At 65.4% G+C, this 20,315-nt stretch carries 22 protein-coding genes and 1 other RNA gene; 10 read left to right on the forward strand and 13 right to left on the reverse strand.

Annotated elements, in window-relative coordinates; translation table 11 throughout:
• Positions 1 to 30 precede the first annotated feature (30 nt).
• The 10 genes from B2V90_RS14005 to mscL form a co-directional block, all read right to left on the reverse strand.
• Entirely contained in the window at positions 31 to 1,950 is a 1,920-nt protein-coding gene (locus tag B2V90_RS14005) for a hypothetical protein (RefSeq protein WP_293921784.1), read from the reverse strand.
• A gap of 53 nt (positions 1,951 to 2,003) precedes the next feature.
• Positions 2,004 to 2,392: RNase P RNA component class A (gene rnpB / locus B2V90_RS14010), an RNA gene on the reverse strand.
• Between the two features lie 41 nt (positions 2,393 to 2,433).
• A complete protein-coding gene (locus B2V90_RS14015; RefSeq protein WP_228221694.1) occupies positions 2,434 to 3,132 on the reverse strand; it encodes an N-acetylmuramoyl-L-alanine amidase in 699 nt (232 codons plus the stop codon).
• A 130-nt stretch (positions 3,133 to 3,262) separates the two neighbouring features.
• The gene (locus B2V90_RS14020) at positions 3,263 to 4,135 is read right to left on the reverse strand and encodes a CheR family methyltransferase (RefSeq protein WP_228221695.1); all 873 of its coding nucleotides are present in this window, start codon (positions 4,133 to 4,135) and stop codon (positions 3,263 to 3,265) included.
• Complete coding sequence (locus tag B2V90_RS14025) at positions 4,135 to 5,220, reverse strand: chemotaxis protein CheB (protein ID WP_293921786.1); 1,086 nt, start codon at positions 5,218 to 5,220, stop codon at positions 4,135 to 4,137. The genes B2V90_RS14020 and B2V90_RS14025 overlap by 1 nt, the downstream gene beginning before the upstream one ends.
• Positions 5,221 to 5,289: 69 nt before the next feature.
• Complete coding sequence (locus B2V90_RS14030) at positions 5,290 to 5,655, reverse strand: response regulator (protein WP_009820910.1); 366 nt, start codon at positions 5,653 to 5,655, stop codon at positions 5,290 to 5,292.
• Positions 5,656 to 5,754: 99 nt separating this feature from the next.
• On the reverse strand, positions 5,755 to 6,192 hold the full coding sequence (locus tag B2V90_RS14035; RefSeq protein ID WP_009820909.1) for a chemotaxis protein CheW: 438 nt from the start codon (positions 6,190 to 6,192) through the stop codon (positions 5,755 to 5,757).
• A 5-nt stretch (positions 6,193 to 6,197) separates the two neighbouring features.
• Positions 6,198 to 8,582: a chemotaxis protein CheA gene (locus tag B2V90_RS14040; RefSeq protein WP_228221697.1), complete on the reverse strand. Its 2,385-nt coding sequence runs from the start codon at positions 8,580 to 8,582 to the stop codon at positions 6,198 to 6,200.
• A gap of 133 nt (positions 8,583 to 8,715) precedes the next feature.
• Positions 8,716 to 8,985 (reverse strand): hypothetical protein, encoded by a 270-nt coding sequence (locus B2V90_RS14045; RefSeq protein ID WP_009820907.1) that lies wholly within the window; start codon positions 8,983 to 8,985, stop codon positions 8,716 to 8,718.
• A 144-nt stretch (positions 8,986 to 9,129) separates the two neighbouring features.
• Complete coding sequence (gene mscL, locus B2V90_RS14050) at positions 9,130 to 9,573, reverse strand: large conductance mechanosensitive channel protein MscL (protein ID WP_228221698.1); 444 nt, start codon at positions 9,571 to 9,573, stop codon at positions 9,130 to 9,132.
• 103 nt (positions 9,574 to 9,676) lie between these two features.
• On the opposite strand from mscL, the gene B2V90_RS14055 reads away from it, so the two are divergent.
• Genes B2V90_RS14055 through B2V90_RS14070 form a run of 4 tightly spaced genes read left to right on the forward strand, consistent with a single transcriptional unit; the run spans position 9,677 to position 12,399 of the window.
• Positions 9,677 to 10,279, forward strand: a complete 603-nt coding sequence (locus tag B2V90_RS14055) for a LemA family protein (RefSeq protein ID WP_009820905.1) — start codon at positions 9,677 to 9,679, stop codon at positions 10,277 to 10,279.
• 58 nt (positions 10,280 to 10,337) lie between these two features.
• Positions 10,338 to 11,183 (forward strand): TPM domain-containing protein, encoded by an 846-nt coding sequence (locus B2V90_RS14060; RefSeq protein ID WP_228221865.1) that lies wholly within the window; start codon positions 10,338 to 10,340, stop codon positions 11,181 to 11,183.
• Positions 11,183 to 11,860: a TPM domain-containing protein gene (locus B2V90_RS14065; RefSeq protein WP_228221699.1), complete on the forward strand. Its 678-nt coding sequence runs from the start codon at positions 11,183 to 11,185 to the stop codon at positions 11,858 to 11,860. Before B2V90_RS14060 ends, B2V90_RS14065 begins: the two co-directional genes overlap by 1 nt.
• Positions 11,857 to 12,399, forward strand: a complete 543-nt coding sequence (locus tag B2V90_RS14070; RefSeq protein WP_228221700.1) for an NUDIX hydrolase — start codon at positions 11,857 to 11,859, stop codon at positions 12,397 to 12,399. The genes B2V90_RS14065 and B2V90_RS14070 overlap by 4 nt, the downstream gene beginning before the upstream one ends.
• Positions 12,400 to 12,409: 10 nt before the next feature.
• On the opposite strand, the gene B2V90_RS14075 is transcribed toward B2V90_RS14070, so the two are convergent.
• Positions 12,410 to 12,865, reverse strand: coding sequence for a DUF6456 domain-containing protein (locus tag B2V90_RS14075; protein WP_228221701.1), 456 nt, complete (start codon positions 12,863 to 12,865; stop codon positions 12,410 to 12,412).
• A gap of 98 nt (positions 12,866 to 12,963) precedes the next feature.
• On the opposite strand from B2V90_RS14075, the gene B2V90_RS14080 reads away from it, so the two are divergent.
• Together B2V90_RS14080 and B2V90_RS14085 are read left to right on the forward strand one after the other, a co-directional pair.
• The gene (locus B2V90_RS14080; protein WP_228221702.1) at positions 12,964 to 13,527 is read left to right on the forward strand and encodes a helix-turn-helix domain-containing protein; all 564 of its coding nucleotides are present in this window, start codon (positions 12,964 to 12,966) and stop codon (positions 13,525 to 13,527) included.
• 57 nt (positions 13,528 to 13,584) lie between these two features.
• On the forward strand, positions 13,585 to 14,763 hold the full coding sequence (locus B2V90_RS14085; RefSeq protein WP_228221703.1) for a glycosyltransferase: 1,179 nt from the start codon (positions 13,585 to 13,587) through the stop codon (positions 14,761 to 14,763).
• On the opposite strand, the gene B2V90_RS14090 is transcribed toward B2V90_RS14085, so the two are convergent.
• Positions 14,733 to 16,385 (reverse strand): molybdopterin-dependent oxidoreductase, encoded by a 1,653-nt coding sequence (locus B2V90_RS14090; protein ID WP_228221704.1) that lies wholly within the window; start codon positions 16,383 to 16,385, stop codon positions 14,733 to 14,735. The genes B2V90_RS14085 and B2V90_RS14090 overlap by 31 nt on opposite strands.
• Before the next feature lie 117 nt (positions 16,386 to 16,502).
• Here B2V90_RS14090 and modA point away from each other — a divergent pair, with 117 nt between their 5' ends.
• Positions 16,503 to 17,273: a molybdate ABC transporter substrate-binding protein gene (gene modA, locus B2V90_RS14095; protein ID WP_228221705.1), complete on the forward strand. Its 771-nt coding sequence runs from the start codon at positions 16,503 to 16,505 to the stop codon at positions 17,271 to 17,273.
• Between the two features lie 3 nt (positions 17,274 to 17,276).
• On the opposite strand, the gene B2V90_RS14100 is transcribed toward modA, so the two are convergent.
• Complete coding sequence (locus tag B2V90_RS14100) at positions 17,277 to 18,023, reverse strand: HAD-IIB family hydrolase (protein WP_228221706.1); 747 nt, start codon at positions 18,021 to 18,023, stop codon at positions 17,277 to 17,279.
• A 127-nt stretch (positions 18,024 to 18,150) separates the two neighbouring features.
• Here B2V90_RS14100 and modB point away from each other — a divergent pair, with 127 nt between their 5' ends.
• The 3 genes from modB (at position 18,151) to B2V90_RS14115 (ending at position 20,201) form a co-directional block, all read left to right on the forward strand.
• Positions 18,151 to 18,855, forward strand: coding sequence for a molybdate ABC transporter permease subunit (gene modB / locus B2V90_RS14105; RefSeq protein ID WP_228221707.1), 705 nt, complete (start codon positions 18,151 to 18,153; stop codon positions 18,853 to 18,855).
• The gene (locus B2V90_RS14110) at positions 18,845 to 19,462 is read left to right on the forward strand and encodes an ATP-binding cassette domain-containing protein (protein WP_228221708.1); all 618 of its coding nucleotides are present in this window, start codon (positions 18,845 to 18,847) and stop codon (positions 19,460 to 19,462) included. The genes modB and B2V90_RS14110 overlap by 11 nt, the downstream gene beginning before the upstream one ends.
• Before the next feature lie 79 nt (positions 19,463 to 19,541).
• Entirely contained in the window at positions 19,542 to 20,201 is a 660-nt protein-coding gene (locus B2V90_RS14115; RefSeq protein ID WP_228221709.1) for a hypothetical protein, read from the forward strand.
• Positions 20,202 to 20,315: the final 114 nt, after the last annotated feature.

The raw sequence follows: 20,315 nt of genomic DNA on the forward strand, positions 1-20,315 counted from the left end.
ATGCGCACTGAATACCAGTGCGGGCCGTCATCACGGGTTAACGAAGTGAATAGTGCCCACGCTGCCGCCACAGCCCAGCGCGCCATCGGGGCGATAGGTCTGTTCATACTTCGCTCGCGACATCAGCGCCACGCCATTGGGGCTGAACACGATCGGCGGATAAGCGGCAATCACCCGCGCATTCAGCACTTTGCCGTCGGCCGACACATCATGCTGAACCCGCGTCCAGCCCTCGATGCCCAGACGCACCATGTCGGTGGGATAGTCGTTGCTGGATACATTGACCCCGCGAAGCATGGGCTGCGCATCGACGATAGAACATTGCTGTTCGGTCAGCCCGGTCGCCTGGTAATCCGCCCGCGCCCCGGCAAAATCTTTTGCCGCTGCCCGTACCGAAGCCCGCCGCATCAACGCCGCAACCCGCAGGGGATCATCCTGCGCCAACCGTGAATCGGCGATGATGCCATCCAGTATCGCCGGGTCCCGTCGCCGGCGCCGCGATTGCGGCCGGTCATAGTTCAGCAATTGGGCGCGCGCAAAGGCGGCGGGATCAGCGGCATAGGCATTGGCGTCCAGTTCGTCAGAGCCGGTCCTGCGCGACAGCCAATCCGCCCACAGCCGCACCGATGCCGGGGCGCCCGCCGCGTCCAGCAGGGATCGCAATTGCGCCTTGTACGCCTCCGCCGTCGCGCCGGTGACCAGCGGATTTTCCAGCAGGTCCGACAGCAGCATGGCCTGCGCCAGCGGATTGGTCGCGCTTGCGCGTCGCCGTTCAAGTTCGGCCACCAGCATCGCGCGCCGCTGCGCTTCCGATCCGGCGTCCGCCAGATAGGGCTGGACGCCCCGGCTCTCGACCCAGTCGCGAAACGCCGCGCGCGCGCCGTCGGCGAGCGATGGTCCGCCTTCGCTGGTCGAACAGCGCAGTTCCAGGCGCGTCACCAGCCGGAACAGCCAGGGAATTTGCGCGACCTCTTCTGGACGCCAGGTCCAGTTCTGCACCGCGCGCGCAAACGTCAGCGGCATGGCGCCAGGACGCGACCCGTATATCGGCCGGGCGTAGCTGATCGTCCCATCATCGGCGATGCCGAACTCGACCACCGCCATATCGTCAGGCTTGATGCCGTCTTCGCCGCAAATGGGCAAAGCCATGTCGGCGCCCAGACCGAAGTCCTGTTTCTCCATGCGCCCCGCACCGGTGTAGAGCAGATATTGCTGCGCCTTGTCCCGGTGCCCGGCCAGCAGCGCGGCGATGGAGGCGTTGGATCGCGCGACCAGATCGTCATAATTGACCTTGCGCGATAAGCCGCCTTCGGCCGCGACCGTCCTGGCGAACGCCTGCTCCGCCTCGGCAAAACGCCCCAGATTAAGGAGCGGCTGCCCGCGCATGGACGCGGCATAGCCGGCGACCGATTTGTCGCCCTTGGCGCTTTGCTCGATCAGCGCCGCTGCAGCATCGGCATCGGCCAACGCGCGGTTCGCATCGATGAACGTGCCGGCCTGCGCCTTGCCCAGCAGGCTGGCGATGCGTTCGGACGGGTCGATCGCGACCGCCAGCGAGCGATCATAATAATCGAATGCCGCTTCGTAGTCGAGGTCGTGCAATTCCAGCCGCCCAAGCGTGCGCAGGGCCTGTCCACGATCGATATCCAGGCTGCGGTCATCCATCGGCAGGGCCGCCAGCGCCTGTTCCAGCAGCGGTCGCGCTTCCTTCCAGCGGCGCATTTCCCCCAGCGCCATGCCCCGGCGCAGTCGCACGATGGCCAGGCTGCGCGGATTCTTGACCCGCTGCTCCAGGGTCGCCAGCATCGCGGCGGCGGCGGCATGATCGCCCTTGCCCGTGGCAGCGGCGGCGGCATCGAAAATTTGCTGCACGCTTTGCGTCGGCTGCTCCTGCGCCTGCGCCGTTCCGGCCGCCAGCACGCACGCCAGCGCCCAACCCCCTAACTTCATCGCCACCCCCGTTTGGTCCATGGCCCATGCAGCATGAAAAGACAGGAAAATCAAATGCCAGAGGGCCTGTAAGCCGGGTTCTGTCCACCTTCTTGCGAAGGATGGGCGACCATTCCTCTAGGGAACGGATTGCTCCGTTCCTCCAGCAACCAACCCGGGCGGTCTCGGCCGAAATCTGCCTAGCAGCATGACGCTGCGCGCCGCCCCTATTCGGTCTTGCTTCCGGTGGGGTTTACCGTGCCGTCTTGCGTTGCCGCAGACGCGGTGCGCTCTTACCGCACCCTTTCAATTTCGCTGGGCCTAGGCCTTAGCGACCTGCTTTCTGTTGCACTGTCCCTTGGATCGCTCCAGCCGGCCGTTAGCCGGCACCGTCATTTCGTGAAGCCCGGACTTTCCTCGCCGTGGAAGTTACCCGCCACGCCGCGGCCGCCCGGCCCTCTGGCGTCCAGCGCCCTAGCGCGCTTTTCCTGCTCCGTCACCTGGCTATTCGTCACCGCGCGGCTTTGGCAGCAACAGCGCCAGCAAAATCGCCCGGCATTCGCCATCGATCACCCCGTCGATCAGTTCGGGGCGGAACCGGCGTTGAAAGGCGATGACCGCGGCTCGCGGCTCGGCGATGTCATAGCCGAACCGCTCCAGCGCCAGCAGAAAGGCGCTGTCGGTCCAGAGTGGGTCCATCAAATTGCGGGTCGGGCGCGGCAGGGCCAGGCGCAGCCGCGCCAACTGCCCCCAGGGGAAGAGTTCGCCGGGGTCCTGCTTGCGCGCCGGGGCGACATCGCTATGCCCGACAATGTTGCCTCGGGTGATGCCATGGCGCTGAACGATGTCGTGGATCAACGGAATAAGCGCGCCGATCTGCGCCTGCGGAAAGGGCCGATAGCCCCATTCATGGCCCGGATTGACGATCTCTATGCCGATGCTGGCGGAATTGACGTCGTTGATGCCGCGCCAATGCGACCGGCCAGCATGCCAGGCGCGCTTTGCCTCCTCGACCATGCGGATGATCTGCCCGTCTTCGCACACGACATAATGCGCCGATACTTTCGATTCAGGGCTGGCGAGCCAGGCGACCGCGCTCTGCGCGTCCCGCATACCGGTATAATGCAGCACCAGCATCGACACCGGCGACGTGCGCTCGTCGAAATTGGGCGACGGCGTCTCGATCATCGGCACATCGGTCATCGGGAAAGGCCAGTCACGTCCACAATTTGCTCATCGCGCCCTTCCGGCCGGTCGAACGGAAATTCGCCCGCGCCGACCATGACGCAGTCCTGCGATGCAATCAAGTGTGGCCGGCAGTGCGCCCGGGGAATCAGCCCGCGCGCCGCATCCTGGCGACATGCTGCGTGGTCACGGCCGTCTGCCGCGCATAGCCGCCGCGAAAATCGCCATGGGCGATGAAATCGTCCCCCTGCCCGATGACCGTTTCGCCGGCGCCCAGCAGCAGCACGGATCCGGAATGGCTGTGGCGGCCCAGCAGCGTCAAAACCGTCTTGCGCCGTTCAGGCGTGAAATAGAGGAGGACATTGCGGCACAGCAGCAGGTCATATTCCCCGGTCGGTTCGCGCGGGTCGAACAGATTATCCTGACGGAAACTGATCATCCGCCGCAATTCCGGGCTGGCCCGCCAGTCATCGCCATGCGGTTCGAACCATTTGACCAGATCGCCGATCGCCAGCCCGCGCTGCACATCCATCTGCGAATAGATGCCCGACGTGGCCTGCTCGATCGCGCGGCCGGAAATATCGGTCGCCAGTATCTCGATCTGCCATCCATTCCAGCGCGACCAGCCATTGCGCAACTGGATCGCCAGCGAATAGGCTTCCTGACCCGTCGAACAGCCGGCGCTCCAGATCCGCAGCACGCGGTTGGCGCGCGTTTCATGCAGATGCGGCAATATCTGGGTTTGCAGCATATCGAACAGTTGAAGGTCGCGGAAGAAGCTGCTTTCATTATTGAGCAGCGCCTCCACTACGGCCTTTTCCAGCATGACATCGGCCTTGCGCAACAGCCGCGCCGTCAATGCGTCAATATCCGCCAGCCCATGATCGCGGAGCACCGGACGCAGTGCCGTTTCCATCCGCCAGGCGCGCCCTTCCGACAGCGTCTGCCCCGTTCGGGACTCCAGCAAGGCGGTCAGGATGCGCGACGCGCCCTGTTGCGTATCGGCCCCACCCATCGTCATCAAGCCACTACCTTTCCGCGACGTGCTACGAACGCCATCATCTCTCCGGGCGCCATCATCGCGCAGGTCAGGCCTTCGCCAGCGACGGATCCTGGCATGCCCCACACGACGCTGCTCGCCTCATCCTGCGCCACGACCCATCCGCCGGCGGCAACGATATCGCGCGCGCCCACCGTACCGTCGCGCCCCATGCCGGTAAGCACTATCCCCGCCGCGCCCGCGCCAAAGGCCTGAGCCATGCTGGCGAACATCGGATCGACGCCCGGCAGATTGCCCGCCGGCGTGCGTTCAGGATTCAACTGGATGGTGACGCGCCTGTGCAACCCCTTGCGCAATTGCAGATTGGCGTCGCCCGGCGCGACGTAAATAGTGTCCGGCGCGAGTAGATCGCCGGTTTCGGCAACCTTGACGCGCAGGCTGGTCATCCGCGCCAGTTGCTGCGCGAAATAGACAGTGAAGCTCAAGGGCAAATGCTGCGTCAGCAGGATTGGCACGCCCAGCGGTGCGTCCAGCCCGTCCAGCAACTGGCTCAGTGCATGGATGCCGCCAGTCGACGCCCCGATTCCCAGACAGGCGAGTGGCTGGGTCGCATTCTGGCTGGCCGGGTACGCAGGAGGCTTTGATGCAGGCGGCGGCATATCCTGCGCGTCATCATCGAAAAGGCGGTTCAGCCGTTCGACCAGCGCATGGGGGAATTGCTCGCCAAAGCTCCCGCTTCCGGGCTTCGACAAAATATCGCTCGCGCCCAGCGCCAGCGCCTCAACCGCCGCCGCGCTGCCTTCCTCGCACTTGCCCGACAGGATTGCGACCTTGACGCCAGCGCCTGCCTGCAAAATCGCGGGCAGCGCCGCCAGGCCGCTCTGGCCAGGCAATTCGATGTCCAGCAGGATCAGGTCGACGCTATTTTCCGACAGGAAAGCAAGCGCCTGCTCGGCGCTGCTGCTCTTGTTGACCACGACGAACCGGTCATTGCCGTTCAGGATGCGCTCTATCACCGTGCGCACGACGACCGAATCATCGACGACCAGCGTGCGGATCGGCTTCGACACATGGCTGGGACTGGTCATGATCGGCGCACTGGGCATCGCGAAACTTCCTGAACGAATGACGAAAGTGAAACAGGGCTCCTTCGAAACGGCATCAGGACCGCGTTGCTAGATGATCCCCACGATCGACAATTTGCTTTCCAGCGTTTCCCGATCGAACGGCTTCATCACATATTCGTCGGCCCCGGCATCCACCGCTGCCTTGATGTGGCTGATGCCGTTTTCCGTGGTGCAAAAAATGATCTTGGGCCGAGCGGTCATCTTGGCGCTGGACAGGGCCTGGAGGAATTCCATACCGCTCATGATCGGCATGTTCCAGTCGAGCAACACGACGTCTGGCGCAGCGGCTTCGCACTGGGTCAGCGCATCCTGGCCGTCCACCGCTTCGCTTACAGACAGATCGAGCGATTCCAATATATGACGGGCCACCTTGCGGATAACCTTCGAATCGTCGACGACGAGGCAGTTTTTCATGGAGCGTCCCTTTGATACGTGCATCCCGTTGACCGGGATTTAGTCAGCAAAAGCGAGTATTTGGTAAATATTCGCAAAAAGCTTGTTGCCTGCGCGACGTCAGGCCGCCTGCGCGGCCGATGCCCCATCGATGAATGCGGGTAATGATACCAGCAGCCACGGGTGGCCGTCATGCTCCACGACCGCGCTGGCATAGGGCGACCAGGATGGGTCAAGCTGCCCCCGCAACGGCGCCGCCCCTTCGGGCACGCGGCATATGTCCAATACGCTGTCCAGCATCAGCCCATAGCTGTGGCCGCTGATATCGGCGATGATCGCCAGCCCGCGCCGGTCGGACGGCGTCGGCAGCCCGTGCACGATCGCAGCGACATCGACGATGGTGAGCACCCGGCTGCGCAATGCCGACAAGCCCGCGACATGCGCGCCCATGCCGGGCACCGGGGAAATATCGGTCAATTTCACCACAGCCTCGACTTCGCTGGCTTCCACCGCGACGCGCGTGCCGGCCAGGATCGCGAACAGATAGAGATTGTCCATGCCCCTTACCCCTGCCTTCCGCCGATAGCCGCCATCAGCGCATCCTGGTCGTAGCGATAGATGCTGCCGTCCTGCGGCCCCGCCGCGCGCGGCGAGGCGCGCAGCTGCACGACGCGGCAGCCCAGCATCTCACCGGCCTGCGCCGTATCCGGGCCATTGCACAATATGATGTCGCGCGGGTCGACCGGCGCTTCGGCCGGCAGGCCCAGGGTCACGTCATGGCCGGCCTGCCGCAGCAGGGGCGCCAATATCTCCCGTGTCCACCCGTCCTCGCTTTCCACCAGGATGCAGCGTCCCTGACGCGCCGGATCAGGCCGCTCCTGCGGCAGGGACGCGAACAAGGCAAAGGGGCTCAGCACCTCCAGATGCTCGCCATCGACGACGGATACGCCGCTCAGCAAGCCGTGCAGGGCGACCATGTCGGGCACCAGTGGCATCTGCACGATGTCCAGCACCGCAGCCACCGGATAGCAGGTTTCCTGCTCGCCGTCGCGCAGCCGCAGCGCGCAGACCTTGTCACCGGCAAATGTGCTATAGCCATTCACGACCGTGATCAGTCGCCCATCGAGCCGGACGAAAGCCTGGCCGCCGGATCGTCCGAACAGGCTTGTGTCGATATCCTCGACTCGCTCGATCAGCGACAATTTGAGCAGGCGGCGCTCCCCTGACAATTCCTCGAAGCGCAACGCGGCCACCATCTCGACGCCGGCGGCTTCGCTTTCCTCTTCCTGCCTGCGCGCAGCATCATCCTCGACGACGTCAGGCAGGCGCGCCACGCTGGCCAGGCCGGCCGCATCCAGCAGCAGCATCGGCCGGCCATTGTCCGGCAGGGTCATGCCAGCATAGACGCCGCTCGCCATCACCAGGGGAGACGCGGGGCGAATCACCAGTTCCTCGTGATTGTCCACGGCGGCGACGCCCAGGGCAAACGGCATGCCAGTGCTCGACCGCACCACCATGATCGCCCGCGGCACGCGCTGCGGCTCCTTTTCCATCCCCAACACCGCTTCGAGATCCACCATCGAATGGCGCACCGCGCGGATCGTCGCGATCTTGGCGCCGCCGACTTCGCTGATCTGAAGCATGTCGTTATTGTCATGCAGGATTTCGACCACGGCCGCGCGGGGGATCGCGAAATGCTGGCCCCCTGCGCGCACGATCAGACCTGGAATGATGGTGAGCGTCAGCGGCACGCGCAGCGTGATGCACAACCCCTGACCCGGATGATTCTCCAGCGAAATGAGACCGCCGATCCGTTCGACATTGGCGCGGACAACGTCCATGCCGACGCCCCGCCCGGAAATCGCCGTCACCTGCTGGGCGGTCGACAGCCCCGCCATGAAGATGAGGTCGAGCTTTTCCTGCTCGGTCATCCGCGCGGCGGCGTCAGCCGTCAGTCGACCTGCGGCGATGGCCTTATCCACCAGCCTGCCCGTGTCGATCCCCGCGCCATCATCGCTGATCATGATGACGATCTGGTTGCCCGATTGGCGCGCTTCGACGCGCAGACGTCCAGCCTCCGGCTTGCCGGCCGCGCGGCGGCGTTCGGGCGTCTCGATGCCATGGTCGATGCTGTTGCGCACGATATGGGTGAGCGGGTCGACGACCATCTCCACCATCTCGCGATCCATTTCGACATCGCCGCCTTCGAGCGTCAGGTCGATGCGTTTGCCAAGGTCCCGTCCCAGGTCGCGAACCATGCGCGGGATCGCGGCGAACAGACGATCGACGCGTTGCATTCGCGTCTTGGAGATGACGTCGCGCATGTCAGCGACGCAGGTCGACAGGCGTTCAAACACGGTATCCAGCTCGGCGTCGTTGCTCCGCTCCCGCAATTTGCGCGACATTTCGTTACGTGCCAGCACCATGTCGGACACGCCGTTCATCAGTTGGTCGATCAGGCTCAAGGGCAGGCGGATGGTGCGCGGAGCCGCCTGCGGCGCTTGGGCGCGCGCGACGGAAGCTGGCGCAGCCGCGCCTTGAGCGGCATCGGCGGCCGGGGCTTCGAGAGCGCCGGCATCGGGCCGCGCATGCAGCGCCGCGATCAGATAATCGTCATTTTCATTGGGCAAAGCGGCCCCCATGGCGACCGCCTCTGTCAATTCGCCGATCCGGTCCATCAGGCCAAGGACCGCGCTCACCGTCGCCGGATCGGGCTGCCGTTCGCCCGCGCGGATGTCGGCCAGCACATCTTCGGCCGCGTGGCTCAATCGCTCGAACCTGGGCAGGTTGAGGAAGCCGCAGCTGCCCTTGACCGTATGGAAAAAGCGGAAGATCGCGTCCAGCCGGTCGCGATCCGATGGATCAGCCTCCCAGGCGACGACCTCACCCGCCAGAGCCTCCAGCGTCTCCTGCGTTTCTGAAATGAATTCCTGAAGTAGTTCGTCCATGCCCCTGGCCCTGATGGCTGCGCGCCAGGGCACCATGGCGGGGCGTGGTTAAGGCTGCGTTAAAACCGCGACGACACGAAAAAGGGCGCCACGGCAAGCCGCGGCGCCCCTTCGAAACTCGATCGGGCAGCGATTACTGCTGCTTTTCCACCGCGTCCTCGGCTTCGTCGCCGGCTTCACGCGTGGCGTCGGCCTTGTTCTCCAGACGATCGGCTGCATTTTCAGCCGCCATTTCAGCGTTGCCCGACAGGTTGTCGGCCATGGCTTCCATATTGTCAGCCTGGTTGTCGAGCGCATCCGCCTGATTTTCGTAAGCATTCTCGACCTGGTTTTCCTTGGCGGAATCGCACGCGGCGAGCGCGACAAGGCTGGCAAGGCCAAGGACAGTGACGAAGGTTTTCACGGCGTTATTCTCCTGTTGTGCCCCCGGGGGCTGACGTCTCTGGGCAAGGCGTCAGGCTGCCATGGCAACCCCTCACCCTGACGGCGATCAACCGGTCGCATGCCGGATGGTTCCCGCCGCCAACTCGTTTCGTCGCATAAACGATTATTTTTTCAAGGAGTCGCGGATCTCGCGCAGCAAAATAATATCTTCGGGCGTGGGCGGCGGCGGCGCGGCTTCCTGCTTTGCCTCTTCCTTGTGCGTCAGGCGATTGACGGCCTTGACCATCAGGAAGATGATGAAGGCCAGGATCAGGAAATTGACCAGCACGGTCAGAAATTCGCCCCAGCCGAACATGGCTATGCCCGCCGCCTTCAGGTCGGCATAGCTGGCCGGATTGCCGTTGAAGCTTTCCGGGATGGGCCCCAATCGCACGAAATAGCGCGAAAAATCCGCTCCGCCAAAGACATAGCCGACGACCGGCATGATCAGGTCGTCGGTCAGCGACTTGGTGATGGTGGCGAACGCGCCGCCGATGATCACGCCGACCGCCAGGTCCATGACGTTGCCGCGATTGATGAAGGTCTTGAATTCGGACATCAGCCCCATGTGCATATCCCTTTGCAGTGACGATGATGAAGTGAGGATGGCCCGTTGCGCCGCGCAGGACAACGTCCTATTTCCACGATCGAAACAAAGCCGAGGATGTTCCATGTCGCTGCTGCGCCGCCTTTCTTCCGTCCTGCTGCCGATTTTCGGTGCGCTGGCCCTTTCCGCCTGCGGCATCAACAGCGTGCCCACAGCGGAGGAGGAAGCGAAAGCCAAATGGGCCGACGTGCAGGCGCAATATCAGCGCCGCGCCAATCTGGTCGGCAATCTCGTCGCTACGGTGAAGGCGGCGGGCAAGCAGGAACAGGATACGCTGGTCCGTGTAACGGAGGCGCGCGCCAAGGCGACGTCGGTGCAAGTCAATGCGGAAGATCTGTCCGATCCCGCCAAGGTCGCCCAGTTCCAGGCCGCGCAGGCGCAACTGAGCCAGGGCTTGGGGCGCTTGCTCGCGAGCGTCGAGGCCTATCCCGATCTCAAGACCAATGAGAATTTCCTGCAATTGCAGTCGCAACTCGAAGGCACCGAAAATCGCATCGCCGTCGCCATCCGCGACTATAATGGCGCGGTTCAGGCCTATAATACGCGCATCCGCACCTTCCCCGACGCGATCGGCGCGAAGCTGATCCACGGCGCCAAGCCCATGACGCCGTTCGAAGCGACCACGCCTGGCGCGGAAGAAGCGCCCAAGGTCGATTTCGGCAACTGACCAGGACGTGCATTTCGCCCCGCCCAGCCCCACGCCCCTGCACCCGTTCGGCCTGAGCCTGTCGAAGGTTCGTCCTTTTGCCGCGGATCGGCGGGTCCAGGTGCATGCGCTGTTCCTGCTCCTCGCTGTCCTTCTGCTCGCTCTGGCATCTGCGGCGCAGGCGCAGACCTTCCCCAAATTCGATGACAAGGGCGTGGTCGACGCCGCCAATATCCTGACGCCGCAGCAGGAACAGGCGCTGAGCCAGAAACTGATCGCGCAGAAACAGGCCAGCGGCCGATCTCTGGTCGTTGCGACCATTCCTGATCTTCAGGGCTATGACATCGCCGACTATGGCTATCGCCTGGGCCGTGCCTGGGGCATTGGCGACAAGGACAGCAATGGCGCACTGCTGATCGTTGCGCCGGCGGAGCGCAAGCTGCGGATCGAGGTCGGCTATGGCCTTGAAGGCATCCTGACCGACGCGCTGTCCTCGCAGATCATCCGCACCGTCATCGCCCCGCGTTTCAAGGCCGGGGACATGGCGGGCGGCATCGACGCTGGCGTCGACGCCATAACCACGCTGCTCGCGCTCCCCCCCGATCAGGCGCGGGCGCAGGCGGCCAAGGCGGAAGCAGCCGCGCGCGACGGCAAGGACAGCGGGGGCGGCATCATCGGTTTCTGGATCATCCTGTTCGTCGTCTTCTTCATCCTGCTGCCGATGCTGTCGCGGGCGCGCGGCGGCCGGCGTTATCGACGTGGCGGCAGCGCGCCCGTCGTCATCTGGGGCCCGGGGCTAGGGTCCGGCTGGGGGTCGGGCTCGGGCAGTTCGGGTTGGGGCAGCGGCGGTGGCGGAGGCTGGGGCGGCGGCGGCTTTTCGGGCGGCGGCAGCTTCGGCGGCGGCGGCGCGTCGGGGGACTGGTGATGCAGCTTCATCTGACCCAGGCCGACCATGCGCTCGTGTCCGCCGCCGTGGCAGAGGCGGAGGCCCATACCTCTGGCGAGATCGTCACCATCGTCGCCCGCCGGTCCGACAGCTATCATGACGTGGGTTTGAGCTGGGCGGCGGCGGCGGTGTTCATCGCCCTGGCGCTGATGGCCGCCTTTCCCGCCCAGCTGCGCGCCTTCCTGTCGACGCTGCTGCTCGATTGGGAGCATGAACTGGCGGACTGGAAGCTGCTGACGGGGCTGCTCGGCCTGCTGATCCTTAAGTTCCTTATCGTGCGGTATCTTCTGGCGATCATGCCGCTGCGGATGCTGGTGACGCCCAAAGCGACCAAAGCCCGCCGCGTGCGCCGCCGCGCGATCCTCCTCTTCCGGACCGCCGCCGAAGCGCGCACGCGCGGCCGCACCGGCGTGCTCCTCTATATCAGCCTGGACGAACATCGCGCCGAACTGGTGGCCGACCGGGCCATCAACGAAAAAGTGTCGCCCGATGCGTGGGGCGATGCGATGGCGACGCTGGTCGATGCGCTGCGGCAGGATCGCGCCGGCGAAGGGCTGGCCGCGGCCGTGACCCAGGTCGGCGCCGTCCTTGCGCTCCATTTTCCGCGCGCGACCGATGATATCAACGAACTTCCCGACAGGCTGATCGAACTATGACCGACCCGGACCGCGACCTGCCCGAAGAGATCATGTGGGCGGGCCGCTTCATCACCGCCAAGACGCGCGGAAAATGGGAATATGTCTCCCGGGCGCGCGGCATCCACGCCGCCGTCATCCTGGCGATCGACGAAGCCCCTGACGGGCGGCACGTCCTACTGGTCGACCAATATCGCGTGCCGCTAGGCCGGCGCTGCATCGAATTGCCCGCGGGCCTTGTCGGCGATGAGCAGGCCGGCGAAGACGCGAGCCTGGCCGCCGCGCGCGAACTGGAGGAAGAAACCGGCTATCGCCCCGAACGGCTGGAACGGCTGGGCGACTTCAGCGCCTCGCCGGGCATGGTGTCCGAAGGTTTCACCCTGTTCCGCGCCCATGGCCTGACAAAGACCGGCGCGGGCGGCGGCGTCGCCGAAGAGGACATTCTCGTCCATCGGGTGCCGCTCGACCGCATCGCCGATCATGTCGCCGACTGGCGCGCACAGGGCTATGCGATGGACGTGAAGCTGCTGCTGCTTCTGGGAGCCGGCATGGTCGCGTGAGGACGCGCCCTCACGGCACCCGATACCAGTCCGCGACCCGGTCCAACGCCAGCGTCAGCACCAGCTTGCCAGCGCGGCTGGGCCAGCAGAGCGCCTTTTCCGCCGCAGCCAGCCCTTCGCCCGCGCAAGCGACGCGCCAGAGAATGTCGGCCAGCCCCGGCCCCGCCGCCCGGATCGCGCCATCGAACCGTTCGCGCGCTGCCATTTGCGCCAGCGTGGGATCAGCGGGCCGGCTTGGCCCTCGCCGCCCGCCATCCCGCGCCGCCGCGTCCCAGCGCATCGTGACCCGCGCACCCAGCCCCGCCCGCTCCCAGTCGTTTCGCAACATATCGCCCGCAACGAAATGCCGCTCGCTCAGCCGCCCGCGCGACCGCAGCCAGGCGAGCGGCGATTCGCCCAAATGCACCAGCACCGATTGGCGAACCCCCTCAGGATCCTCAATCATCTGTTGGACATGGCTGGCCATCGACATCTCCCTCGCTTCGGACTTCAAGGCGATTGGACTTGCCATGGGGGATAACCTGTAGGAAAGGGGAAACCAAATAGGTTATACGGAACAGTGCCATGATCACCCGCATCCGTGAAGTCCGCAAGGCGAAGGGGCTGACGCTCGCACAGGTCGGCGCGCTCTGCGATCCGCCGACCACGGCGCAAACCATCGGGCGGCTGGAAACCGGCACCCGCACGGTTTCGGTCAATTGGCTCAACCGCATCGCCTTGGCTCTGGGCATCACCAGCGCCGAACTGGTCGCCCTGCCGGGCCACAGCGAAATCGCCGTGGCGGCATTGCTGGGCCCCGACGGCGTGCGCGCCCCGACCCGGCCGCTCGCTTTCCCCCCGCCGATCGCGTCCGATGGCATGGTCGGCGTGCATGTCGGCGCCAGTATCGGCGATTATCGCGCCGGCGACGCGATCTGGTGCCGCCGCATCGCCCCGCCGGACTATGGCGCGGCGCTCAATCGCGACATATTGCTGCCGCGCCCAGCGGGCCGTTTCCTGTTCGGTCGCCTGATCGGGCGCGAAGGCGACCGGTTGCAGCTCCTCCCGCTTGGTTCCGGCACGCGCCAGCTGGTCGTCACCGATCCGCCCTGGGCGGCGGTTGCCGAACAGCTCGTCCGACGTCTCTAGCCAATTGGTCGCTCCGCGCTTAACCATGTATCAAAGCTGTGCATCCAAAGAGGGGTCATGACACTCAACGTCCTTACGCTCTCGACCCTCTTTCCGGACATGAGCCGCCCCAATTTCGGCGTCTTCGTCGAACGCCAGGCGCGCGAGCTGGCCAGCCGCCCGCAAGCGGACGTGACCGTCATCGCGCCGGTGGGCATCCCAATCTGGCCCTTTTCGCTCGCCCCCGGCTATGCCGCCTTGCGCGCACTGCCGCGCAAGGAACGCTGGCGCGAAGTCACCGTCTATCGCCCGGTCTTCCGCACCATCCCGAAAATTGGCGGCCGCACCAATGTCGGCGCGATGACGCGCGCCATCCTGCCGCTGGTGCGCCGCCTGCACGCACAGCGTCCCTTCGACGTCATCGACGCCAGCTTCTTCTTTCCCGACGGCCCGGTCGCCCGTCGCCTGTCAAAGGCGCTGGGCATCCCCTATTCGGTCAAGGCGCGCGGCGCGGACATTCATCATTGGGGCACGCAGCCCGCGACGCGCAAGCTGGTGCGCCAGGCGGCTGATGACGCGGCCGGCCTGCTCGCCGTATCTGACGCAATGCGCCGGTCGATGGCGCGCATGGGCATCGATGCCGACAAAATCCGCGTCCATTATACCGGGGTCGATCTCGACACGTTCGAACTCACCGATCGGCAGGCGGCGAAGGCTGCGCTGGATTTCAACGGCCCTGTCGTGCTGAGCGTCGGCGCGCTGATCCCGCGCAAGGGGCAAGACCTGCTGGTGCGCGCATTGCCGCATTTGCCCGACGTGACGCTGCTGCTCGCGGGCCAGGGTCAATATCGCCGCACGCTCGAAACGCTGGCGCAGGAATTGGGTGTCGAGCGGCGGATCGGATTTCTGGGTTCAGTCCCCCACCACAAGCTGCCACGCATTTTCGCAGCAGCGGACGTAATGGCGCTGGTGTCCGAATCAGAAGGCCTGGCCAATGCCTGGGTCGAATCGCTTGCTTGCGGCACGCCCATCGTCATCAGCGATGTGGGCGGCGCGCGCGAATTGCTCGACCGGGCGGAAGCGGGCCGGATCGTGGAGCGCGATCCCGAAGCCATTGCCGCCGCCATACGCGCGATCCTCGACAATCCACCGGCGCAGGCCGCCGTCCGCGAATCCGCGCTGCGCTTTACCTGGCAGGCCAATGGCGACGCGCTGCTCGCGCATCTTCAGTCCATCGCCGCGTCCGACGACAGCTGAAGCGGCAATAATCGCGCCCGCCCGTCCGGCGTCGGGAACCGCCCGTCATCGAACGGCACCTCACCCCAGCGCCAGGGCGTGAGTTCGGCATAGGCCGGGTTGGAAATGGGCGCATGCCGCTTGAGGTTCAGCACCCGTTCGCCGATGTTGCCATAAGCGGTCAGCCGCACATGCTCGCGGTAAATATCCGCCGGCCGCTCATAATGAAAGGCGTCGCCCCATCCCATCGCCTGCGCGATCCGGGTCATCATCCACCAGCCGGATCGCACCTCGCCCGGCAGGTCGAACAGACGGCGCTGCCGGCTCACCAGCCGATCAAGCGCGGTCATCGTCCCGTCCTGCTCTATCCCGACCGGAGCTGGCAGCAGCGCGGTCCACCCGTCCGCCGCCGCGTCCGCGCACGTGCTGGCGCGGATCGACAGGGTGACGCCCGACCGCGCCTGCGCCAGCCAGTCCATAGCACCTGCTTCGTCGCCAATGCTGATCAGCGCGCGCACAGCCCCGTCGCGGATCGCCTGCAACAGCGCCTCGCCCTCCAGCCCAGGCGCCTGCGCCATGGTGCGCGCGCCCCAGAAACGTTGCGCATCGACAATGCTGTCGGGCGTAAAATCCCGATGCGCCGCCAAAGTGTCGGCCAGGCACCCAACCTCGCGCGCGCCCATCCCATTCGCCGCCCGCCCCAGCGCGAACGGCCCCGCGCCCGGCCGGGCGATCCGCCCTGTCACCAGATGCAGGTTCAGGATCGCAGTGGAGATCGCCGCATCCTCTGCGCTGAACAGCGACAAGACGCGATCCTGCGATGCCCACAGATCATAGAAATCGCGCACGCCTTGCGGCGACAGCCCGCATGTCCGCGCTACCGACCAGATGTCATGGCCGGGGCGCAGCGATTGCCAGAAATCGGGCGGGGCCAGTGCAGGCGGGCGCCCATCCGCCTGACCCATGTCGGCATCATGGACATGCAACAGCAATCCGCGCAGCAAGGGCGCGATGGCCTTTTGCGCCACGGGCAAGTGCAGATCCACGTCCAGCCCGGCCCCGGCCCCGGCCGGCGCGACGAGCACGAGGCGCACGCCGCTTTCCGCTCGCATGGCCTGCACCCGGTCGAATAGCACGGGATGATCCGTCACCAGTGCGTCACCGATCATCAGGATCAGGCCTGCGCTGCCGATATCCTCAAAACTCGCCGGCATGACGTCCTCGCCAAAGGCCGCGCGGTGCAACCGATCGATCGCGCCGCGCCAGGGCGCATGGATATGCGCGGACCCGAAAAAGCCCTTCATCAGCTTGTTGGCGACATAATAATCCTCGGTCGGCATCCCGCCACCGACATGCAGCGCCACGCTGCCCGGACCATGGCGCAACAACACCGCCGCCAGCCGCCGCGCCAGCAGCGCGATCGTCCGCTCCCAGCCCTGCCTGCGCCCCTCCACCAGCGGATGTAGCAATCGCCCGTCGAGCGCGCAGCCATCGCGCAGCCGTTTCGCCTTCGCGCACAGCAATCCGCCATTGGCCGGATGCGCCGAATCACCCTCCAGGTGCAGGCTGCGTTCCTCGCCGGTCACGGCGCGAATACCGCAGCCCACGGCACATTCCCCACACAGGCTTCGCACAATGGCCATGGTCAGGCGGTATCGCTGCGGCGAACGGTCATGGCCCGGGTCCTAGCCGATGCCGCGCCCGGACAAAAGTGGAGGCGCCTGCCTTGCTTTCGGCCCCCGCATCGACACAGTGCGCGCATGTCGAATCCCTTGCTCCGTATCCTCGCGCTTCTTGCGCTGCTGATCGCTCCCCTTTCGCCCGCCGCTGCGCAGGAGCGCGGGCCGCTGCTACTGGCCGCCGCGAGCATGCAGGAGGCGATGACCGCCGCGGCTGATGCCTGGGCCGCGCGCGGCCATCCGCGCCCCGTCCTCTCCTTTGCAGGGTCCTCCGCGCTCGCGCGACAGATCCGCGCCGGTGCCCCCGCCGACCTGTTCCTGTCCGCCGACGAAGACTGGATGGACGATGTGGAAAAGGCCGGCTTCGTGAAGCGCGGCACGCGCGCGGACCTTGCCGGCAACCGGCTGGTCCTCATCCGCCCGGCCGGCAGGCGCGTGTCGCTGCGTATCGGCCGCAACATGCCGATCGCACGTACGCTGGGCAAAGGCCGGCTCGCCATGGCCAACCCCGACAGCGTGCCCGCCGGCAAATATGGTAAGGCGGCACTGACCGCGCTGGGCGTCTGGCCTTCGGTCGCACCCAAGGTCGCACGCGCCGATAATGTACGCGCCGCGCTGGCGCTGGTGGAACGCGGCGCGACGCCGCTCGGCATCGTCTATGCAACCGACGCGCGCGCCGGCAATGGCGTGTCGATCGTCGGCGCCTTCCCCACCGGCAGCCATCCGCCGATCCGCTATCCGCTGGCGCGCCTGGCCGGCAGTCGGCACCGGGATGCGGAGGCTTTCCGCCGCTTCCTCCTGTCCCCGACCGGCCACGCGATCCTCGCGCGCTATGGGTTCAGCGCACCGTAAGCCTTATTTCTGGCAGGAGATGATGGCGGCGATCACCGCCAGCGTTTCCTGCGGGTCGCGCACGCGCACCGTGTCCAGGCCCAGTTGCTTGGCGGGATAATCATTGCCGCCCGGAAAGATGGCGTCGCCAATGAACATCATCGCGTCCAGCGCGATCCCGCTGGCATCGCGCAATTTGCGCAGGCCATAGGCCTTGTCCACGCCCTCGCGCGTGATGTCGATGGACGTCGCACCGCCCATGTTGATCGACAGGCCGGGCAGGCGCTGGCGCAAATCGGCCTGAATGAGCTTTCGCTTGGCGAAGTCCGGGTCCCATGATTCCTTGGCGTGAATGGGTGCCTGCTGGCCCAGCGCGGAAAAGGTGATCTGGCTGCCACGGTCCTCGATCCGCTCGCCCCAAGTCTGCTCGGGCACGAACCCGGTCGCGGCCAGCGCCGCGTCGAACGCGGCTAATATCTTCGCCTTCTGCGCGGCGTCGAACAATTCGGCATAGACGGCCGACCAGCCATCCGCGCCATGCGTATACAGCTTGGTCCCCGTCGTCGGCATCAGCCACAGGCGCGATCGATCGGCGTGCGCCGGCAGGCGGCTCGCCACCTGCTTGTCGAATTGCGGCCAGTCGCCGCCCGAAATGACCGCAACATGCGCGACGGTCAGCAGGTCGGCCAGCGCCTGGGCCATATCCGATTCCAGCGGCTGCTTGCTCAGCGCCAGGGTTCCATCAAGGTCGAAGGCAATCAGAGATTTCATGGCGCTGTCCCATCCAAACGGGCCTATCGTCGCGGGCGCGCTACACCAGCGCGCCGATGCAGTGCAACCGCGCTAACCATGGTTGCGCTTGCTTGACGCGCGAACGGCAATCGCCCAACCACCGGCGATGGATTTTACCCTGTCACCGCAGGACTGGACGGTCATCGGCCTGTCGTTGAAGGTCAGCCTGGTCGCGGTCGCTGTCATGTTGCCGATTGCCTTCGCACTCGCCTGGATATTGGCGCGCTGGCGCTTTCCGGGCAAGCTGCTGCTTGACGCGCTGGTGCATCTGCCTCTGGTCGTGCCGCCGGTCGTCACCGGCTGGCTGCTGTTGCTGCTGTTCGGCATCAACGGCCCGATCGGCAGCCGGCTCGATCAATGGTTCGGCGTCACCTTGTTGTTTCGCTGGACCGGGGCGGCGCTGGCCGCTGCGATCATGGCGATGCCGCTGATGGTGCGCGCGATGCGCTTGTCGATTGAATCGGTCGATCGGCGGCTGGAACAGGCGGCGCAGACGTTGGGCGCTTCGCCGCTGCGCCGCTTCCTGTCCATTTCGCTGCCGCTATCCTTGCCGGGCATCTTTGCCGGCGCGATGCTGGGCTTCGCGCGGTCGATCGGGGAATTCGGTGCGACTATCACCTTCGTATCCGACATTCCCGGCGAAACCCGCACCTTGCCCATCGCCATCTATGCGGCGCTTCAGGTGCCCGGCGCCGAAGCCGCCGTGAGCCGCTTTGCGATCATTTCCGTGCTGCTGTCGTTGGGCGCGCTTTTGATCTCGGAACTGCTCGCCCGCCGCGCGACGCAGGGACGCATGCCCCATGTCCTTTGACCTGCGCCTGCGCCGCCGTCTGGGCGACCGCACCATCGCGCTCGACTGCATCGCCGACGCGCGCCTGATCGCGCTGACCGGCCCATCGGGCGTTGGCAAGACCAGCATCCTCAACATGGTCGCCGGCCTGCTCGCCCCCGATGAAGGCCATATCCGCATCGATGGCGAAACCTTGTTCGACAGCGCGAGCGGCATCGACCGGCCAGCCGCAGACCGCCATTCCGGCTATCTGTTTCAGGACCTGCGCCTGTTTCCGCATATGCGCGTGGATCGAAACCTGCGCTACGGTCGCCGTCCGGGCGGCGCGCTGTCGGAAGAGGACGTGCTGGCTTTTCTGGGCATCGGCCACCTGCTCCACCGCATGCCGTCCACTCTGTCGGGTGGCGAAGCGCAGCGCGTCGCCATCGGCCGCGCCCTCCTCTCCGCCCCCCGCTTCCTGCTGATGGACGAACCGCTGACGGGGGTCGATCGCGCTCGCCGCGCGGAAATATTGCACCTGATCGAACGCGTGCGCGACGAATTGCGCCTGCCCATTCTCTATGTGACGCATGATCTGCGCGAAGCGGAACGGCTGGCCGACCGCATCGTCGAAATGCCCGAAGGATGAGGTCGCCAGCACAAAAACACCGTGACAGCGCCCCTTTTGCCCGCCATCAGGATCGCATTTTGAACGGATCTACCCCCTCTTGAACCACGCGGACGAAAAGAACGAATCTAAAGCGTCCCCCGAAGCGGCGCTTGCCGCTCGCCTCGACGCCATTGAGGCCAGGCTTGCGGATAGCAGCAGTCGGCTCGATCAGGTGCAGCATCTGGTTGAGTTGGTCCTCGCGGAAACCCTATCACGCCGGCTTGACGGCGCACCCGGGTCTGATCCGGCCATCCAATGGTCGGCAGCGGGCTTCCCTGTGCTTCCCCGCAATGTCCCGGTTTATTTCGGGTCCGGCACGAAAACGTGCGAGCCCGATCCCGACGTATACCTTGCAAGCGGCTGGCATGTGCGCGAACCTTGGGGCGTATGGGGCAGCAATTCTATCCACGCATTGCGCTTCGCGCTCGATCGCTGGCATGGCGGCTATGTAACGGTTAGTCTCTCTTTATTCTGCTTTCTGGCAGACGGCATGGACCGCCCCCAAGTCGATATAAGCGCCAACGGCTATTTTCTGGGATCTCATCAGCTTGACGCAGTGCACCGGGTTGTCCGGTTGCGTCTCCCCCCTTCCTGTATCGGTAATGGAGATATTCTGTTCCAGTTCCAGCATGAGGCGCCTGTCAGCCCAGCATCTCACGGCATCGTGGTCGATCCGCGTATGCTGGGAGTCGGCCTTGTCATGCTGTCCGCAGGCTAGAGGATAAAAAGACGCACTGTTCGAGGCGTATCGCAATTGCGAATAGCGCGACTTTGCGGCAAGTGCGAAGTCCGGTCGACATATATATACCGCTTGGACGAAGCGGATCTTCAT

Source organism: Sphingobium sp. UBA5915 (assembly GCF_002431195.1).
GTDB classification, from domain to species: Bacteria; Pseudomonadota; Alphaproteobacteria; order Sphingomonadales; family Sphingomonadaceae; genus Sphingobium; species Sphingobium soli.

What these genes read in the sequence shown, in the direction of transcription:
- B2V90_RS14005 (WP_293921784.1), bottom strand. Translation starts at nt 1,950, where the DNA reads ATGAAGTTAGGGGGTTGGGCGCTGGCGTGCGTGCTGGCGGCCGGAACG.
- B2V90_RS14015 (WP_228221694.1), bottom strand. Translation starts at nt 3,132, where the DNA reads ATGACCGATGTGCCGATGATCGAGACGCCGTCGCCCAATTTCGACGAG.
- B2V90_RS14020 (WP_228221695.1), bottom strand. Translation starts at nt 4,135, where the DNA reads ATGACGATGGGTGGGGCCGATACGCAACAGGGCGCGTCGCGCATCCTG.
- B2V90_RS14025 (WP_293921786.1), bottom strand. Translation starts at nt 5,220, where the DNA reads ATGCCCAGTGCGCCGATCATGACCAGTCCCAGCCATGTGTCGAAGCCG.
- B2V90_RS14030 (WP_009820910.1), bottom strand. Translation starts at nt 5,655, where the DNA reads ATGAAAAACTGCCTCGTCGTCGACGATTCGAAGGTTATCCGCAAGGTG.
- B2V90_RS14035 (WP_009820909.1), bottom strand. Translation starts at nt 6,192, where the DNA reads ATGGACAATCTCTATCTGTTCGCGATCCTGGCCGGCACGCGCGTCGCG.
- B2V90_RS14040 (WP_228221697.1), bottom strand. Translation starts at nt 8,582, where the DNA reads ATGGACGAACTACTTCAGGAATTCATTTCAGAAACGCAGGAGACGCTG.
- mscL (WP_228221698.1), bottom strand. Translation starts at nt 9,573, where the DNA reads ATGGGGCTGATGTCCGAATTCAAGACCTTCATCAATCGCGGCAACGTC.
- B2V90_RS14055 (WP_009820905.1), top strand. Translation starts at nt 9,677, where the DNA reads ATGTCGCTGCTGCGCCGCCTTTCTTCCGTCCTGCTGCCGATTTTCGGT.
- B2V90_RS14065 (WP_228221699.1), top strand. Translation starts at nt 11,183, where the DNA reads ATGCAGCTTCATCTGACCCAGGCCGACCATGCGCTCGTGTCCGCCGCC.
- B2V90_RS14070 (WP_228221700.1), top strand. Translation starts at nt 11,857, where the DNA reads ATGACCGACCCGGACCGCGACCTGCCCGAAGAGATCATGTGGGCGGGC.
- B2V90_RS14075 (WP_228221701.1), bottom strand. Translation starts at nt 12,865, where the DNA reads ATGGCCAGCCATGTCCAACAGATGATTGAGGATCCTGAGGGGGTTCGC.
- B2V90_RS14080 (WP_228221702.1), top strand. Translation starts at nt 12,964, where the DNA reads ATGATCACCCGCATCCGTGAAGTCCGCAAGGCGAAGGGGCTGACGCTC.
- B2V90_RS14085 (WP_228221703.1), top strand. Translation starts at nt 13,585, where the DNA reads ATGACACTCAACGTCCTTACGCTCTCGACCCTCTTTCCGGACATGAGC.
- B2V90_RS14090 (WP_228221704.1), bottom strand. Translation starts at nt 16,385, where the DNA reads ATGGCCATTGTGCGAAGCCTGTGTGGGGAATGTGCCGTGGGCTGCGGT.
- modA (WP_228221705.1), top strand. Translation starts at nt 16,503, where the DNA reads ATGTCGAATCCCTTGCTCCGTATCCTCGCGCTTCTTGCGCTGCTGATC.
- B2V90_RS14100 (WP_228221706.1), bottom strand. Translation starts at nt 18,023, where the DNA reads ATGAAATCTCTGATTGCCTTCGACCTTGATGGAACCCTGGCGCTGAGC.
- modB (WP_228221707.1), top strand. Translation starts at nt 18,151, where the DNA reads ATGGATTTTACCCTGTCACCGCAGGACTGGACGGTCATCGGCCTGTCG.
- B2V90_RS14110 (WP_228221708.1), top strand. Translation starts at nt 18,845, where the DNA reads ATGTCCTTTGACCTGCGCCTGCGCCGCCGTCTGGGCGACCGCACCATC.